15 protein-coding genes are annotated in these 12249 nt (G+C 57.3%); 10 read left to right on the top strand and 5 right to left on the bottom strand.

All coding sequences use genetic code 11. The annotated features are described in order from the left end of the window. Nucleotides 1-165: 165 nt before the first annotated feature. The 3 genes from purM to rnd all read left to right on the top strand — a co-directional run bounded on the left by purM (nt 166) and on the right by rnd (nt 3018). Nucleotides 166-1209: a phosphoribosylformylglycinamidine cyclo-ligase gene (gene purM / locus P8O11_RS08090; protein ID WP_300293516.1), complete on the top strand. Its 1044-nt coding sequence runs from the start codon at nt 166-168 to the stop codon at nt 1207-1209. Beyond that, on the top strand, nt 1209-1796 hold the full coding sequence (purN, locus tag P8O11_RS08085; protein ID WP_300293514.1) for a phosphoribosylglycinamide formyltransferase: 588 nt from the start codon (nt 1209-1211) through the stop codon (nt 1794-1796). The genes purM and purN overlap by 1 nt, the downstream gene beginning before the upstream one ends. A 64-nt stretch (nt 1797-1860) precedes the next feature. Continuing rightward, on the top strand, nt 1861-3018 hold the full coding sequence (gene rnd / locus P8O11_RS08080; protein ID WP_300293512.1) for a ribonuclease D: 1158 nt from the start codon (nt 1861-1863) through the stop codon (nt 3016-3018). Nucleotides 3019-3027: 9 nt separating this feature from the next. Here the strand turns inward: rnd and P8O11_RS08075 are convergent, their stop codons facing one another. Continuing rightward, nucleotides 3028-3537, bottom strand: coding sequence for a hypothetical protein (locus P8O11_RS08075; protein WP_300293510.1), 510 nt, complete (start codon nt 3535-3537; stop codon nt 3028-3030). A gap of 125 nt (nt 3538-3662) precedes the next feature. Here P8O11_RS08075 and P8O11_RS08070 point away from each other — a divergent pair, with 125 nt between their 5' ends. Then, entirely contained in the window at nt 3663-4070 is a 408-nt protein-coding gene (locus P8O11_RS08070; protein WP_300293508.1) for a SufE family protein, read from the top strand. A 126-nt stretch (nt 4071-4196) separates the two neighbouring features. Here P8O11_RS08070 and P8O11_RS08065 read toward each other — a convergent pair whose 3' ends face one another. The 4 genes from P8O11_RS08065 to P8O11_RS08050 form a co-directional block, all read right to left on the bottom strand. Beyond that, nucleotides 4197-4838, bottom strand: a complete 642-nt coding sequence (locus P8O11_RS08065; RefSeq protein ID WP_300293506.1) for a DUF1638 domain-containing protein — start codon at nt 4836-4838, stop codon at nt 4197-4199. A gap of 71 nt (nt 4839-4909) precedes the next feature. Continuing rightward, a complete protein-coding gene (locus P8O11_RS08060; protein ID WP_089888497.1) occupies nt 4910-5611 on the bottom strand; it encodes a corrinoid protein in 702 nt (233 codons plus the stop codon). Nucleotides 5612-5768: 157 nt separating this feature from the next. Continuing rightward, nucleotides 5769-6782: a betaine--homocysteine S-methyltransferase gene (gene bmt / locus P8O11_RS08055; RefSeq protein WP_300293503.1), complete on the bottom strand. Its 1014-nt coding sequence runs from the start codon at nt 6780-6782 to the stop codon at nt 5769-5771. Nucleotides 6783-6973: 191 nt separating this feature from the next. Further along, nucleotides 6974-7291, bottom strand: coding sequence for a DUF1476 domain-containing protein (locus tag P8O11_RS08050; protein WP_300293501.1), 318 nt, complete (start codon nt 7289-7291; stop codon nt 6974-6976). A gap of 154 nt (nt 7292-7445) precedes the next feature. Between P8O11_RS08050 and purC the strand changes: the two genes are divergently transcribed. The 6 genes from purC to P8O11_RS08020 all read left to right on the top strand — a co-directional run. After that, nucleotides 7446-8204, top strand: coding sequence for a phosphoribosylaminoimidazolesuccinocarboxamide synthase (gene purC, locus P8O11_RS08045; RefSeq protein WP_300293499.1), 759 nt, complete (start codon nt 7446-7448; stop codon nt 8202-8204). Between the two features lie 66 nt (nt 8205-8270). Next, nucleotides 8271-8501 (top strand): phosphoribosylformylglycinamidine synthase subunit PurS, encoded by a 231-nt coding sequence (purS, locus tag P8O11_RS08040; protein WP_089888503.1) that lies wholly within the window; start codon nt 8271-8273, stop codon nt 8499-8501. Continuing rightward, complete coding sequence (locus P8O11_RS08035; RefSeq protein WP_300293496.1) at nt 8501-9544, top strand: zinc-dependent alcohol dehydrogenase family protein; 1044 nt, start codon at nt 8501-8503, stop codon at nt 9542-9544. Before purS ends, P8O11_RS08035 begins: the two co-directional genes overlap by 1 nt. A gap of 18 nt (nt 9545-9562) precedes the next feature. Continuing rightward, complete coding sequence (gene purQ / locus P8O11_RS08030) at nt 9563-10231, top strand: phosphoribosylformylglycinamidine synthase subunit PurQ (RefSeq protein ID WP_300293494.1); 669 nt, start codon at nt 9563-9565, stop codon at nt 10229-10231. 46 nt (nt 10232-10277) lie between these two features. Further along, nucleotides 10278-12041 (top strand): ATP-binding protein, encoded by a 1764-nt coding sequence (locus P8O11_RS08025; RefSeq protein WP_300293492.1) that lies wholly within the window; start codon nt 10278-10280, stop codon nt 12039-12041. A 17-nt stretch (nt 12042-12058) separates the two neighbouring features. Next, nucleotides 12059-12249, top strand: a 191-nt coding sequence (locus P8O11_RS08020; RefSeq protein ID WP_300293489.1) for a response regulator, incomplete at its 3' end; no start/stop codon positions are given.

Here is a 12249-nt window from a genome sequence, read left to right as displayed (position 1 = left end):
GAGCGCTCTGCTCTAACCAACTGAGCTACAGGCCCGCCATAAGCGACTGGTTAGCAGACGGGCGGGCGGCGTCAAGTCTTAGAGTGTCTCTGGCGTTCCATGGGCCGTTGCTATGAGGGAAGGTATGATTTAGGACGTGTGCAACTTTGATATGGGGGCTTCAAGATGGCTGGCAAAAACGGAATCACCTATGCGGATGCGGGCGTCGATATTGACGCGGGCAACGCGCTTGTGGAGCGCATTAAGCCTGCGGCCAAGCGCACGGCACGCTCTGGTGTCATGTCAGGGCTTGGCGGTTTTGGCGCGCTGTTTGATCTGAAGGCGGCAGGCTATAGCGACCCTGTGCTTGTGGCGGCGACAGATGGTGTGGGCACGAAGCTTCGCATTGCGATTGATACTGGCGAAGTCGACGGTGTGGGCATCGACCTTGTGGCGATGTGCGTTAACGATCTTGTTTGCCAAGGCGCTGAGCCGCTGTTCTTCCTTGATTACTTTGCCACGGGGCGTCTGGAAATGGACAAGGCCGCGCGCATCATCGAGGGTATTGCAAAAGGCTGCGAGCTCTCTGGCTGTGCTTTGATTGGTGGCGAGACGGCCGAGATGCCGGGGATGTACCCTGATGGCGACTTTGATCTGGCGGGTTTTTCTGTCGGAGCGATGGAGCGTGGGCAGGATTTGCCGAGCGGTGTTGTCGAGGGGGATTTGCTGCTTGGGCTGGCCTCTGACGGCGTGCACTCCAACGGCTATAGCCTTGTGCGCAAGCTTGTTGAAGTCTCGGGCCTTGGCTGGGACGCCGACTGCCCTTGGGCTGAGGGCACGCTTGGCGCGGCCTTGCTGACGCCGACACGGCTTTATGTGAAGCAGGCCTTGGCCGCTGTGAAGAGTGGAGGCGTGCATGCGCTTGCGCATATCACAGGGGGTGGCTTGACCGAAAACTTGCCACGGGTTCTGCCCGAGGGCTTGGGCGCGGATATCAACCTTGATGCTTGGGAACTGCCCGAAGTGTTCAAATGGCTTGCGGCGACGGGCGGTATGGCTGAGGCAGAACTCCTCAAGACGTTTAACTCTGGCATCGGTATGATCCTTTCGGTGGATGCGAGCGAGGCGGACCGCCTCAAGGCGCTGCTGGAGGCCGAAGGCGAGACTGTCAGTGTCTTGGGAGCGGTGACGGCGGGCGAGGGCGTGCGCTACTCAGGCTCTCTTATCTGATGCGGGTCGCGCTCTTTATCTCAGGTGGCGGCTCCAACATGCTGTCACTTGTGAAGAGCATGACAGGGGATCACCCTGCGCGGCCCTGTGTTGTTTTGAGCAATCGCGCGGACGCGGGCGGGCTGGCCAAGGCCGAAGCGCTCGGGGTGGCGACCGCTGTGGTCGATCACCGGCCGTATGGGGCAGATCGTGGGGCGTTTGAGGCCGAGCTGCAAAGCGTTCTTCTGCGCCATGAGCCTGATATGATCTGTCTTTGCGGCTTTATGCGCGTGCTCACCGAAGGCTTCACCCGCCAGTGGGACGGGCGAATGCTCAATATTCACCCCTCACTTTTGCCCAAATACAAGGGGCTGCACACCCATCAGCGGGCCCTTGACGCGGGCGACAGCGAGGCGGGCTGTACTGTTCACGAGGTCACAGCAAAGCTGGATGACGGGCCGATTCTTGGGCAGGCGCGTGTGCCTGTTTTGGAGGGAGACACGGCCGAAACGCTGGCGGCTCGTGTGCTCACGCAAGAGCATATTCTCTATCCTGCCGTGCTCAGGCGCTTTGTGAGCGGGGACAAGCGCCCTGTGTCGCTGCCCTGACGCTTTTCATTCCTCACGCTCTCGCGTATAGGCAGAGCCATATTAGACAAGAGCACGCGCCTTCATGAGAACGATTACCACGACCGCAGAGCTGGCTGACTATTGCAAAGAGGCCGCAACCCACGACTATGTCACTGTTGACACAGAGTTTTTACGAGAGCGGACGTATTACTCCAAGCTCTGCCTTGTGCAGCTTGCTATGCCTGGTACGACAGATGACAACGCCGTTTTGGTGGACCCTCTGGCGAGTGGTATTTCGCTTCAGCCGCTTTACGACCTGATGGCGGATGAAAGCACTGTGAAAGTCTTTCATGCTGCGCGCCAAGATCTGGAAATCTTTTTCCATGACGGGGATGTGATCCCGGCGCCTTTGTTTGACACTCAGGTTGCAGCTATGGTTTGCGGCTTTGGTGAGCAGGTTGGCTATGAGACGCTGGTGAGAAAGATTGCCAAGGAAACTGTGGACAAGACCAGCCGCTTTACCGACTGGTCGCGGCGGCCTTTGACCGAAGCGCAAAAGACCTATGCTTTGGCCGATGTAACGCATTTGCGCCAGATTTATGAATATCTGCGCGACCAACTTGCCAAGAACAAGCGCGCCAAATGGGTGAGCGAGGAGCTATCTGTTTTGACGTCGCCTGCGACCTATCAGATTGATCCTGCCAATGCTTGGGAGCGGGTCAAAGTCCGGACGAGCTCGGGCAAGTTTTTGGCTGTGGTGCGTGAGCTTGCAAAGTTTCGTGAGGCCTACGCGCAGGAGCGCAATGTGCCTCGTAGCCGCGTCTATAAGGACGATGCGCTCACCGAGCTGGCCTCAACCAAGCCCAAGGATTTGAACGATTTATCCCGCTCGCGCCTTTTGTTGCGTGAAGCGCGCAAGGGCGAGATTGCGGAAGGGATTTTGGCGGCTGTTGCGGCTGGCATGGCCTGTGCGCCTGAAAACGTGCCCCAAGGCGACAAGACGCGTGAAAAGCTCAATGTGAACCCGGCTTTGGCCGATCTTTTGCGGGTTTTGCTCAAGGCCAAGACCGAAGATATGGGTGTCGCTGCGAAGCTGATCGCTTCGGCGAGCGATCTGGATATGATCGCGGCGGGCGAGCGGGATGTGGCTGCATTGAACGGCTGGCGCTTTGAGGCCTTTGGTGAGGATGCGCTTCGTCTGTGCAATGGCGAGATCGGACTCGCGGTGAAGGGGCGCACCGTGAAGGTTATTTCACTTTAGGTTCGTCACTTAACGCCTTACAGAACGTGCGTTTTCTGCGCCAGAGACGCGAATCTCTCGAACGCCTTCCAGATCTTCATCAGAGAGGAACACTGCGGCTGTCAGCTCGCGCGAGCGCTGCGGCGCTGCGGGGCGAGAGCGCGTGGAATATTCGGTCTTGAGCGAATATTGGAGCGTCTGCAGGGGGCCGTCAATCTCGAGATCAAACTCAGGCACAAGGCGAACATCGTAAGCGCCAAGCGTTGGCGCAAGGCCGGTCACGCGCAGGATTGCGCCGCCTGCTGCGGGCTCGATTGCCAATGCGAGGATTTGAGCAACGGCAACGCCTTCTGGCGCGGCCTGCTCACGGCGAAGCCCTGATTTCTTGGGAATAAGCGCGTTTTTGGCTTCGGGAGCGACGGTCTCATTGCGGCTTTTGCCGAACCAGTTGAGCGGATTATAGGCTGAACCGCCGCTGCTGCCGCCACATCCAGGCAGGGCGAGGGCCGAGACCAGAGCTGTTGTGAGGATAATGCGCATGTGTCACTCCGCCAATTGCTTGCCTGTGTTGCTACCTTATTGTGTGCGCCTTGAAAAGACGGGAAAGCATATGGACCTTCGCGCGCGGGGCGCCTATCTCAAGGGGACGGAATAAGGGGAACACAATGGCCAGCGCCGCATTTGAAGAGCTAGTAGAGGATTTCCAGTTTCTTGAAGACTGGGAGGATCGGTATGCCTATGTGATCGAGCTGGGCAAAGCGATGGAGCCGCTAGAGGAGGCGCTGAAGGTGTCTGCGACAAAGGTTGACGGTTGCGCTAGCCAGGTCTGGCTTCACCCGAAGGTCGAGAGTGCGGTTTTTCACTTTGACGGCGAGAGTGACGCTATGATTGTGCGTGGGCTCGTCGCAGTTTTGCGCAAGCTCTATAACGGGCTTGATGTGGGCGCTGTTCTTGCGGTGGATGCGCAGGCCGAGCTGGGCCGGCTCGGGCTTCAGGAACATCTTTCGGCGCAGAGGAGCAACGGCGTGCGCGCTATGATCCAGCGGATCAGAACCGTGGCGGCGGGCGCGTAAGAGCGTCGAATTTGCTTCGCAAATCTGACCAGGAGGGGCTTTGCCCCTCAGAGCCAAAAGCGATAGGGCTTTTGGCGCTTCACCCCAGGATATTTTGGGAAAGAAGAAGGCTGAGCGGGCGCGTGCTCAGGCCTTGCCTGCTTGGGCCTTGAGGGCTGTGGCGAGGTCGCCGTAGCCTGTGAAGCGGTATTCATAAGCAAGGCCGAGGCGGTCCGCGCAATCCTTGGCTTTGGCCTCAAGAGCGGGATCGCGGGTCTGGGCTTGATAGACGAGTTTTGTATAGTTTCCAAAGATCATATCGCGCAGCTCGGGATGTTTGTGCAGGCCCATAGGCTTCCATACAAAAGCGTCAAACTGTTTCACGAGAAAATCAGTGAGATAAAAGGCGGTGATTTCGTCGTCATGGCTGGCGAAAGTCTCGTTGCCTTCAAAGAAGGAATAGCAATGCGGACCAGCGACCATCGCGACGCCAAGTTCTGCGCATTTGGCCTCGAGCAGCCCGCCGGTGCCACAATCGGCGTAGACCACGAAAATATCGTCATAGGCGGTGCGGTGTTTGAGCACGCTGGCCTCGACCGCTTCTGTGATGCGCTCTGGGTAGAGGTGAAGATTGGCAGGGAGACAGGTGAGATCCATGTGGGCCCAGCCGTTTTGAGCTTTGAGCGCCAGAATTTCACGCGCTAAGGCCCCACAGGCGATGAGCAGGAGGCGGCCTGTGCCTGACGGCGCGAGGCCTTCGTCTGTGAGCGTCGTGTCGTCTAGGAGCATGATCGATCCTTCATAAAAAAGGCCCGCGCGGTGTGTCCGGCGGGCCCTTGATACGCTTGTTTAGCTCAGGTTCAGCCGGCTGATGCTTTGTTGTGCTTGCGCAGAACCCATTCTTTGGCTGTTTCGACGGCCACAGCCGCATCACGGCAGTAAGCGTCTGCGCCAATGGCTTTACCAAATTCTTCGTTGAGCGGCGCACCGCCCACGAGAACGATATAATCATCGCGGATGCCTTGCTCGACCATCGTGTCGATCACGACCTTCATGTAGGGCATTGTTGTTGTCAGAAGAGCGGACATGCCCAGAATCTCTGGCTTGTGCTCTTCGAGGGCGGCGAGATAGTTTTCAACTGGGTTGTTGATGCCGATGTCTTCAACTTCAAAACCAGCGCCTTCCATCATCATGGCAACAAGGTTTTTGCCGATGTCGTGGATGTCGCCTTTGACTGTGCCGATAACCATACCACCGACGCGGGGCGCGCCGGTTTCGGCCAAGAGTGGCTTGAGGATGGCCATGCCACCCTTCATTGCGTTGGCGGCGAGCAGAACTTCGGGCACGAAGAGAATACCATCACGGAAGTCTTGCCCAACGATTGTCATACCGCCGACAAGAGCTTCTGTCAGGATGCGGTAGGGCGGCCAATCACGGCTCAGGAGGATGTTTACGGATTCTTCGATTTCCTCTTTGAGGCCATCGTAAAGATCGTCAAACATTTGTTGGACAAGTTCGTCGTCGTCCAGATCTGCGAGGATGATGTCTTCTTCGTCCGACATGGCGGAATCCTTTGATCGAATTTTTCTTTGTGCAAGCTTTTGCCAGAATGTCGCAAAGTGACTGGCTCGATTGCGACATACGCGAGACTTTTGCCGACCAAGTTAACGAATGTCGCCCAAAGCGGTGCAGCAAAACGATGCTGCACCGTAAATGAGCCTAGCTGCGGCGGCGGCGATTGCTGCGTGTTCCTGTTGGTTCGTTGTCGCCTGTGCCATCGCTGGCCGAGGAGAAGGCCCCAAGGCGGGCGGCGATTTCTTCCAAGCTGGGTTTGTCGCCTTTTGGCCTGGTTTCAAGGGCTTCGCGCATCATGCGCAGGTGTTCCGGCATGGTTCCGCAGCAGCCGCCGATGATTTTTGCGCCGCTGTCGCGGGCGAGCACGGCATAATCTGCCATGAGCGTCGGAGTCCCGTCATAATGGATGTGACCATCGACGTATTTGGGGATGCCTGCGTTGCCTTTGGCGATGATCGGCCGCTCCGTGCCTTGGGCGGCAAAGCCCTGCACGGTGCGCAGCATATCAGAGGCACCGACGCCGCAATTGGCACCGAAGGCGAGTGGCTTGTGATCAAGTTTTTCAACCATGGCGACCATGGCGGCACTTGTCATGCCCATCATCGTGCGGCCAGCGGTGTCAAAGCTCATCGTGCCGCACCATGGCATATCGGCGAGTTTGAAGGCTTCGGCGGCGGCGATATATTCTTCAGGCGCAGAAATGGTTTCGAGCCAGAGCACATCGGCTCCGCCTTCCTTTAGGCCTTCGGCTTGCTCGTGAAACATTTCGACGGCGATCTCGTGGGTGAGCTGGCCCATCGGGGCCATGATTTCGCCTGTCGGGCCGACGGAGCCAGCGACGATGACTTTATGGTCGGCTCGATCGGCAACATTGCGGCCGATTTCGGCAGAGATGCGCGACAGTTCGCGCGCACGGTTGGCTGCATTGTGCAGTTTGAGGCGCGCGGCATTGCCACCAAAGGAGTTTGTCAGGAAAAGATCGGAGCCAGCATCGACTGCGGATTTGTAGAGCGATGTGATTTTGGCGGGTTCATCCACGTTCCAGAATTCGGGGGGGTCACCTGCACCGAGGCCCATGTTGAAGAGGTTTGTGCCTGTCGCCCCATCGGCAAGGAGCCAGTCGCGTTCGGCGAGGAGAGTTTCAAAGGGCGATGTCATGTTTGGAGCTGCCTTATATGGGTTTGAGCTGCCTTCGCACAGGTAAGGTAATTAGGCAAATTCATAATCAACATCAAGATTATGAGGTTTGTTTGACGGGAGGAGGGAGAGACTGGGGCTCAACGTGAGGACGCATACAAAAACGCCGCCCGAAACAGGGGCGGCGTTTGAATGGTCATCAGCGCAGACGCTTAGCCCACTTCTGTCATCACTTGGGTTTTGGCCAGCACATTCAGCTCGGCACGCTTGGCGCGGATCGTGTCGGCATCGGCCATCTCACCGAGATCTGCAGCCACTTTGCGGACCACATCTTCATGGCCTGCTTCTTCAAAATCTGCTTTCACGACCTCCGCAGCATAGGCTGCAGCGTCATCACCTGATTTTCCCAGAAGCTCGGCAGCCCAAAGGCCGAGAAGCTTGTTTGTGCGGGCTTCGGCCTTGAACTTCATCTCTTCGTCATGGGCGAATTTGTTTTCGAAGGCGTTTTCGCGGTCGTCAAATGTGGACATACGGGTGTCTCCAACAAAATTATACTTGCGCCTAAATATGCAATTCGTCGCGATGGAGCACAAGCCCTCATGGCGCGGCTTGCGACAATGAGCCCTTTGCCATAAGAGACAGTCAAGTAAGCAGACTCACCTCAAGCGCGAGATTGGAGCCCCGATGGCACGCCGCAAGAAAATATACGAAGGCAAGGCAAAGACCCTGTTTGAAGGGCCAGAGCCAGGCACGATTGTGCAGTATTTCAAGGACGATGCTACGGCCTTCAACGCAGAGAAGCGTGATGTGATCGAAGGGAAGGGTGTGTTGAACAACATGCTCTCGGAATATTTTATGAATGGTTTGACGCAAATCGGCGTTCCAAACCATTTTATCCGCCGTCTGAATATGCGCGAACAGCTTGTCCGCGCCTGTGAGATTGTGCCGCTTGAAGTGATTGTGCGCAATTTTGCGGCTGGTTCTATGGCCAAGCGCCTTGGAATCGAAGAGGGAACGCCGCTGCCGCGGCCAATTGTTGAATATTGCTACAAAGATGATGCTTTGGGCGATCCGCTTGTCTCTGAAGAGCATATTGCGGCATTCGGTTGGGCGAGCCAGCAGGACATGGAAGACATCCTGAGCCTTGCGCTGCGGGTGAATGACTTTTTGTCAGGTGTCATGTTTGGTGTCGGCATCAAGCTTGTTGATTTCAAGATCGAGATTGGCCGTGTTTATGAAGGCGATTATCAGCGCCTTATCGTGGCTGATGAGATCAGCTCTGACAGCTGCCGCCTATGGGATATGGAAACAGGCCAGAAGCTTGATAAAGACGTGTTCCGCCGCGATCTTGGCAGCCTGACCGACGCGTATAGCGAAGTTGCGAGAAGGCTCGGTGTGATGCCAAAGGGGGCGACCCCGATGAAGCCGACGTTGATTAATTAACGCCTGCAAGAAATTGATAAGCCAAGTGAAATCCTTGGTGATGATTGAATAAGAACGGAGAGAGCCATGAAAGCGCGTGTGCATGTGATGCTGAAGAACGGGGTTCTGGACCCGCAAGGTGAGGCCGTGCGCCACGCGCTTGGGGCGCTTGGTTTTGACGGCGTTGAAGGCGTGCGCCAAGGCAAGGTTATTGAGCTTGATCTGGCTGAGGGCAGCTCCGAGGCGACTGTCACCGAGATGTGCGAAAAGCTTCTCGCGAACACTGTCATCGAGAGCTACACAATCGAGCTTGGCTGATGCGCGCAGCGCAGATTACCACATGGCGTGCGCCACTTGAGATTGTCCAAATGGACGACCCGACACCGCCAGAAGGCGGCGTTGTGCTCAAGGTGCTGGCCTGTGGTGTCTGTCGCTCTGACTGGCATGCTTGGGTGGGCGCTGACCCCGATGTGGCGTTGCCGCACGTGCCGGGGCATGAATATTGCGGTGAGATTGTTGCTGTTGGAGCGGGTGTTCAGAGCTGGCAGGTCGGCCAACGTGTGATTGCGCCGTTTATTTTGGCCTGTGGGCGCTGCGGCGACTGTCAATCAGGCCATCAGACGATTTGTGCAACACAGGCTGTGCCCGGATTTACGCAAGCGGGCGCTTATGCCGAGTATATCGCTGTGCCATATGCAGACGCGAACCTGACATTATTGCCTGAGAGCATTGCACCTGATCTGGCCGCGGGCCTGGGCTGTCGGGTGACGACGGCTTGGCATGCTTTGACGGGCCGCGCGGCTCTGCAAGCGGGGGAATGGCTTGCTGTTTTTGGTGGCGGTGGTGTTGGTCTTTCGGCGCTTATGCTTGGCCGTGCTTTGGGGGCGCGTGTGGCGGTTATCGATGTGGTTCCCGAGAAGCTTGCTTATGCGAAACGCCTTGGGGCGGATGTTGTGATCAACGCGACTGAGGGCGATGCGGCTGAAGCCGCGCGCGAAGCGACGGGCGGGGGCGCAGACCTTGCTATTGAGGCGCTTGGCGTGGAGGCGACCACAGTGGGTGCGCTCAAGTCATTGAAAAAGCTGGGCCGTATGGTTCAGGTCGGGATGCCTGCTGGAGATCATGCTGTGATGCCGATCCCGATGGATGTCGTATATTCCGGGCAATTGGCGATATATGGTACGCGTGGCATGCCTGCGCACCGCTATCCGAGCCTCTTGAGCCTGATGGAGGCGGGTCATGTGGACCTCGCACCTCTGGTGACCCGCCGTATTGCACTGAGTGACGCGACCAGCGAGCTTGCTGCCTTTGATCATGCTGCCCCTGCGGGTGTGGCTGTTATAACCGATTTTGAGAGCTGAAACGCTAAGGAGAACCCCATGAAAGCCGCTGTGATTGTCTTCCCTGGATCAAACTGTGACCGTGACTTGGCTGTGGCCTTGGAAAAGGCGGGGGCCGATGTAGAAATGGTCTGGCACAAAGACACGGCTTTGCCCAAGGGCATTGATCTTGTGGCTGTTCCTGGGGGCTTCTCGTTTGGAGATTATCTGCGCTGTGGTGCGATTGCGGCGAATTCGCCGATCTGTGGTGAGCTGAAGGCCCATGTAGAGCGCGGCGGGTATGCACTCGGGATTTGTAATGGGTTTCAAGTTCTGACCGAAACCGGCCTTTTGCCAGGTGCGCTGCGCCGCAATGCGGGGCTGAAATACATCTGCAAGCCGATCGAGCTTCAGGTTGAGGCGGCGGACACGGCCTATACCAGCGGGTATGAGGCTGGGCAGGTGATCACCGTGCCAATCGCCCACCACGATGGAAACTATTACGTGGATGAGGCCAAGCTCGCCGAGCTGCGCGCCGAGGGCCGGATTGCATTTAGCTATATCAACAACCCCAACGGCTCTGTGGCCGATATTGCGGGCGTTGTGAGCCGCAACCGCCGTGTGCTTGGCATGATGCCACACCCTGAGCGGATGGCAGAGCCTAGCCATGGGGGAACCGACGGCAAAGCGATGTTTACCAGCCTCATGAGCCAAATGGCGCTTGCATGAGATCAGCGCGCTTGTGAGGGGCGGTAAGGCCCGCTAATTTGGCACAATGAGCCTCATTGTTGACCCATCCTCCGACGAGCGCCCGCGCACCACAAGTTGGCGCTTGAGGGCGATTTTTGTCGGGCTTTTGGTGTTGGCAGTCGCCACTATATCGGTGACGAACCGTCTTTTGACAGAGCGGTTCACCGAAAACACCCGCAACCGTGCCGAGCTCAGGCTGACGCTTTATTCGGGCAACTTGATCTCGGAACTGAAGCGCAACTCGATTGTGCCGCAGCTTTTGAGCCGTGACCCTGCTTTGATCGGGGCTCTGAATTCAGGTGATTTTAGTCAATCTACCCAGCGGCTTATTTCTTTTGTCGAAGAGATTGGCGCGGCCTCATTGATCTTGCTGGATGCGAGCGGGCGGACTGTGGCGGCGACGGACCGTGCGCGGCTGGGTGAGCCACATCGTGAGCACAGCTATTTTATCGAAGCGCTGCGCTCGCCCAACACAATTTTTGCAACTGTGCCGCGCGAGAGCGGGGGCTATCGATTTGTCTATGCGCGCCGTGTGACGAGCCAGAGCGAGACCATCGGTGTGATTGTTGTCGAGGTTGATCTGGCCAAATTTGAGCGGGCTTGGGCTGGCATTTCGGACGCTGTTCTTGTGACCAACAGCGAGGGCACGATTGTTCTTGCGACAGAGCCGCGCTGGCGGGGCTTGATGGAAGATGAGGCGCTTGGGCGCGAGTCGGCGGACAGCGCCATTGAGCGCGCGATCCGAGCCACGCAGAACTGGACCTCTTTGCCGCCCGACGCCTATGTGCAGGGCGAGGCTGTGATGCGCAAGGAAATGCGCGTTCCGTTTCGCGGCTGGAAGATGGCGTCTTTCACGACCTATGCAAGCGTGCGCGAGCGGGTGAATGGGGTTCTGGCGCTCGAGATTATGGTTTTCGCTATTTTGCTTTCGCTGGTGTTTTATCTCCTCAGCCGTAAGTCGGCATTGCGCATGGCCTTGTTTCAGCGTGAGTCGGCGGAGCTTCGCCAACTTAACGCACGCTTGCAGCGGGAAATCGCCGAGCGCGAGAAGATGCAAGGCGCGCTGAGAACCGCTGAGCAGAGCCTCGCGCAGAGCTCCAAGCTGGCTGCTTTGGGAGAGATGTCTGCGGCGGTTAGTCACGAGCTGAACCAGCCTTTGGCGGCGATGAAAACCTATTTGGCGGGCTCGCGGCTTTTGTTGCAGCGCAACCGCCCCGATGAAGCGCTGTCTTCATTTCATCGCATTGATGATTTGATCGAGCGGATGGGCGCTATCACGAAGCAGCTCAAGAGCTATGCGCGCAAGGGACAGGACGAGCTTAGCCCAATAAACATGGGGGATGCGCTCACATCTGCTTTGTCGATGATGGAGCCCCAACTGAAGCGGCGGCATGTCAAGATCGACCGCGTTTTGCCCAAGTGGCCTGTGATGGTTATGGGGGATCGGGTGCGCATCGAGCAGGTTATGGTGAACCTCATTCGCAATGCTCTGGACGCAACCAAGCTGGTGCAGGAGCCCGAGATCGAACTGATGCTGACGGCAGGAGAAACGGCAACGCTTTCTGTGCGCGACAATGGCCCCGGAATCGAAGATCTGGATGCGCTTTTTGAGCCGTTTTACACCACCAAACAGCCTGGCGAGGGCGTGGGTCTGGGACTTGCTATTTCATCGGGGATCGTGAACGACCTTGGTGGACGGCTGACAGCGCGCAATGCAATGGCGGGGGGGGCTGTTTTTGAAATGCAACTTCCTATCTTGGAAGGCAGCAGCTCTGAAGCTGCAGAGTAACGAAAGAGAGACGAGTGATGGCTAAGGCTATGAAGATTGCGATTGTGGATGACGAGCAGGACATGCGCCAGTCCATCAGCCAGTGGCTCGCACTTTCGGGCTATGACACCGAGACCTTTGCGTCTGCCGAGGATGCTCTGGCAGGGATCAGCACAGACTACCCTGGTATCGTGATCTCCGACATTAAAATGCCGGGCATGGACGGGAT

The sequence above is a fragment of the Lentibacter sp. genome (genome assembly GCF_029254145.1).
Lineage (GTDB): Bacteria > Pseudomonadota > Alphaproteobacteria > Rhodobacterales > Rhodobacteraceae > Lentibacter.
The sequence above is the reverse complement of the archived record's forward strand: the minus strand, read 5'-3'. Positions and strand labels throughout refer to the sequence as shown.